Genomic DNA, 3,510 nt, shown 5'->3' with positions numbered 1-3,510 from the left:
ATATTGGCTACAGTTATGATATTAATATTTATTCAATAGGCCCTGCTGCTGGTGGCTCGCACGAAGTTTCTTTGACATATCGTTTTCAAAATCCTAATCGCCGTAGGCCTAAAGTTAACAAGAAACTTATTCCATGTCCGGCTTTCTTAATAAACGAATAACCTCAGTACCCACTCACGACTTAAACTCTGAAAATATTTAACTTACCAACTTATAGTAAAGGTGCAGGCTACTGGCAGGCACTTTTCTTTTTATTATTGCATGCTTATGCAATGTAATTACTTACTCTTTGGTTATTGAGTATATGATGATAGAAAAATCGCCTATAAAGCTGCTGACTGCTATTATACCTCTAAAATCTTTAAGTTCCATCGCATTGAGGTTACAGACTTATGTATTGGGCAAATTAGCATTTCCATCTTAATTGCAAGGTCGCCGAGAAGCTAACAGTGATGCTACCAGAAGCAAAATTACTAGATTGAGAACCGTAGCTATTCTAGTTAACACAGAAAGTCCACACTTTATCAGTAACCCTAAATCCCCCATTTCTACCGATAGTTAACTTAAAGTTAGTGTTGTAAAGGTCTATTTCAAATGGCTCAGAGAGGTTGTTTACTTCATAAGTAGTAAAATTGCTATTTTCATTCTCCCAAATGTAGGTCATCTGAGTTTTCATCGTAGTACTTTGCTGTAGTTTCGCTTCCCCTTCTCAGATACTGGAAAAAACATCCAGACGATAGGCATTACCAATGCTAACGTTTCACTTATCGCTAGTATCGGCTGTTTTGAGAGTGAGTTGATCTTCACCCCACGAGGTACGCGCTGGTACTGTCTTTAGCTAATTTTTCAAACTGTTCGTAGAAGCTGGGTTTTAAGAAAAGCTAGATAAAGCTATAGCAATAGAAAGTACAAGTAGAACTATGCGTCTCGTAAATTAAGCGATGTATAGCCTTTAATGATACTATCTTTTAGCTAACCCCAACAGGATGGTTGATGATACATCTGACAACTTATAGGTGGATAGCTAGGTTATACAGAATTGACCTATTGAAGCTTGAAGTTGAGCGAAAAACCTGCCAAAGCAAATTTTCATTTCGTATTGCACAAATGCGTTAGATTTTTTGTTATTTCGTCGCCCAACTGAATGGAATAGCGCGTATTGGATATGACTGAATTTGACGTACATACTTTAGATAATGGCATCCGGATTGCCCATAAACAAGCTACGCATACCAAAGTAGTGCACTGTGGTTTTATTTTAGATATTGGTAGTCGCGATGAGCAGCCAGAACAGCAAGGTTTAGCCCACTTTTGGGAGCACATGGCTTTTAAGGGTACCCGCAAACGGAAGGCCTACCACATTCTGAACCGGGTTGATTCGGTAGGGGGGGAGCTAAATGCGTATACTACGAAGGAGAAAATTTGCTTTTACGCTTCGGTGCTTGATCGTCACTTCGAAAATGCTTTAGAACTTTTGGCCGATATTACGTTTGATTCTATTTTTCCTGAGAAGCAGATTGAGCGAGAGCGCAGTGTGATTCTGGAAGAAATGTCGATGTACTACGACTCACCCGAAGATGCTATCCAGGATGATTTTGATGCTGTAGTATTTGGGGAACATCCGCTGGGTAAAAATATTTTAGGTACCAACGAAACCATTCACCGCTTTAGTCGCGAGGATTTTCAGCATTTCTTGCAGGTCAACATGAATACTGGTAAGCTAATATTTAGTTGCGTCGGTAATCTTCCGTCAAAAAAGGTATTTCAGCTGGCGGAAAAATACTTGGCTTTAGTTCCTACTTTGGCAGGGCAGGGTAATCGGTTGCCGTTTGTTCATCAGCTTCCTCAACAAGAGATCCGTACCCGAACGCTCACTCAAGCACAATGTGCTATTGGCCGAACGGCGTACCCAGTGGGTGATGATTGTAGCCTACCTTTCTACTTACTAACTAATCTATTGGGTGGCCCCAGCATGAATACCCGTTTGAGCATGACGTTGCGGGAAAAGCATGGCTTAGTTTACTCTATTGATGCTGAATACCAACCGTATACTGATACTGGCCTATTTGCCATTTACTTCGGCACCGAACCTCGGCAGTTGAACCGAGCAATTAATTTTGCGCTGAAGGAGCTGAAGTTACTACGCGAGAAGCCATTAGGTACGATGCAACTGCACCGGGCTAAGGAGCAGATGATGGGACAAATGGCTATGAATAGCGAAAATAATCAAAGCTTAATGTTAGCAATGGGGCGTAGCCTACTTGACCAGTATGAGCTGGAGAACCTAGAAGCACTCTACAAAAAGATCAATAAGATCACAGCTTCGCAACTACAGGAAATCGCTCAGGAGATGTTTCAAAAAGATGGATTGAGCATGCTAACCTATGTGCCGGAAGACTGAAAGTAGATCAGAACGAAACTAAATAGCCCAGTGAGCCTACAATTGCATTATTTTGTAAAATACTGGGGATGGGTATTCGGTTACGATCGAGTACACTATTCAATCCGAGGCTGTAGGAGCCTTCTATCTGGAATGTGCCTACTTTGGTAATTACCGCCACACCAGCACCACCCCGCACTCCCAAATCATATGTATTTTGCTCGGGCACCAGATATTCGTAAGTGATATCGTTCGGATCTACGGTTGAAGCAGTTTGGGTGCTGCTCGATAGCAACATTCCGCCGTACATTCCTAGTGTAGCAAATATTCGCAAATTACGCTTTCCGAAGTAGCCATGGGCTAATATCGGAACCTCTAAATATTCTAAGTTTACCTGATAAAAACGATTGGGGTCTCTTTGCTGGGGATCAACTAAAGATGGAAAAATTTCCCGCCAGCCTTTCTCTACATAATTAGCTTCAATCTGTAGCCCAAAGTTCTTCTCAGTCATATAGCGGATAACACCGCCGTAAGCTATCCCCTGTATAGCTACTCTTCTGCGTGAGAACCGATTGCGAGTGATAGCCTCATCAGTAGCCGAAACAAATGAGAAGGAAGCCCCGCCTTTCACTCCAACATGCCACTTTTTGTAAGTGGTTAAACTATCCTGCGCTTGTAGGTTATAGGATAACAAAATGTACAGAACGACTGACGCTGCTTTAATTATGAGTTTCATATAAGAAATTTTCAACTATCTGCGACCAATTGTCGGGATATTTCTCTGAGGCAAGTTCATGTTCTGCTTCATCGAAAAAATGGAGTTTTTTATAACCTTCAATGTTGGCATAAATTTCTTCAACCTCCCAAACATCTACTCGATCATCTAATACACCCAATGTAAGTAATACTGGTATGTCTAATTCCTTTGCGTAATCTATTGGATTATGCGAAAACGCCCAGAATCCATGTTGTATGCCACCCCAAAAGGTGAGTAAGTGGGCAAATGGGAATGATGGTATGTTTAACATTTCAAAACGGTTACAGACTGAATTTAACATAGTACCAAAAGGTGATTCAATAATGGCTCCGGAAGACTCAATATCGTATTTACTAATGGCTCTCATAATAGC

The 3,510-nt window shown here is 41.2% G+C and carries 3 protein-coding genes; 1 reads left to right on the top strand and 2 read right to left on the bottom strand.

Annotated elements, in window-relative coordinates; translation table 11 throughout:
* The first annotated feature begins 1,165 nt into the window (after window positions 1-1,165).
* Window positions 1,166-2,401, top strand: coding sequence for a M16 family metallopeptidase (locus WBA23_RS22525; RefSeq protein WP_424584533.1), 1,236 nt, complete (start codon window positions 1,166-1,168; stop codon window positions 2,399-2,401).
* A 7-nt stretch (window positions 2,402-2,408) separates the two neighbouring features.
* On the opposite strand, the gene WBA23_RS22520 is transcribed toward WBA23_RS22525, so the two are convergent.
* Window positions 2,409-3,116: a porin family protein gene (locus tag WBA23_RS22520; protein WP_424584532.1), complete on the bottom strand. Its 708-nt coding sequence runs from the start codon at window positions 3,114-3,116 to the stop codon at window positions 2,409-2,411.
* Window positions 3,100-3,510: alpha/beta hydrolase family protein (locus tag WBA23_RS22515; RefSeq protein ID WP_424584531.1), on the bottom strand; the 411-nt coding region annotated here is incomplete at its 5' end. The genes WBA23_RS22520 and WBA23_RS22515, both read right to left, overlap by 17 nt.

The organism is Tunicatimonas sp., from assembly GCF_049647865.1.
Classification (GTDB): Bacteria; Bacteroidota; Bacteroidia; order Cytophagales; family Cyclobacteriaceae; genus Tunicatimonas.
Note: the sequence above shows the minus strand (reverse complement) of the source record. Positions and strands in the feature narration are given on the sequence as shown.

What these genes read in the sequence shown, in the direction of transcription:
- WBA23_RS22525 (WP_424584533.1), top strand. Translation starts at nt 1,166, where the DNA reads ATGACTGAATTTGACGTACATACTTTAGATAATGGCATCCGGATTGCC.
- WBA23_RS22520 (WP_424584532.1), bottom strand. Translation starts at nt 3,116, where the DNA reads ATGAAACTCATAATTAAAGCAGCGTCAGTCGTTCTGTACATTTTGTTA.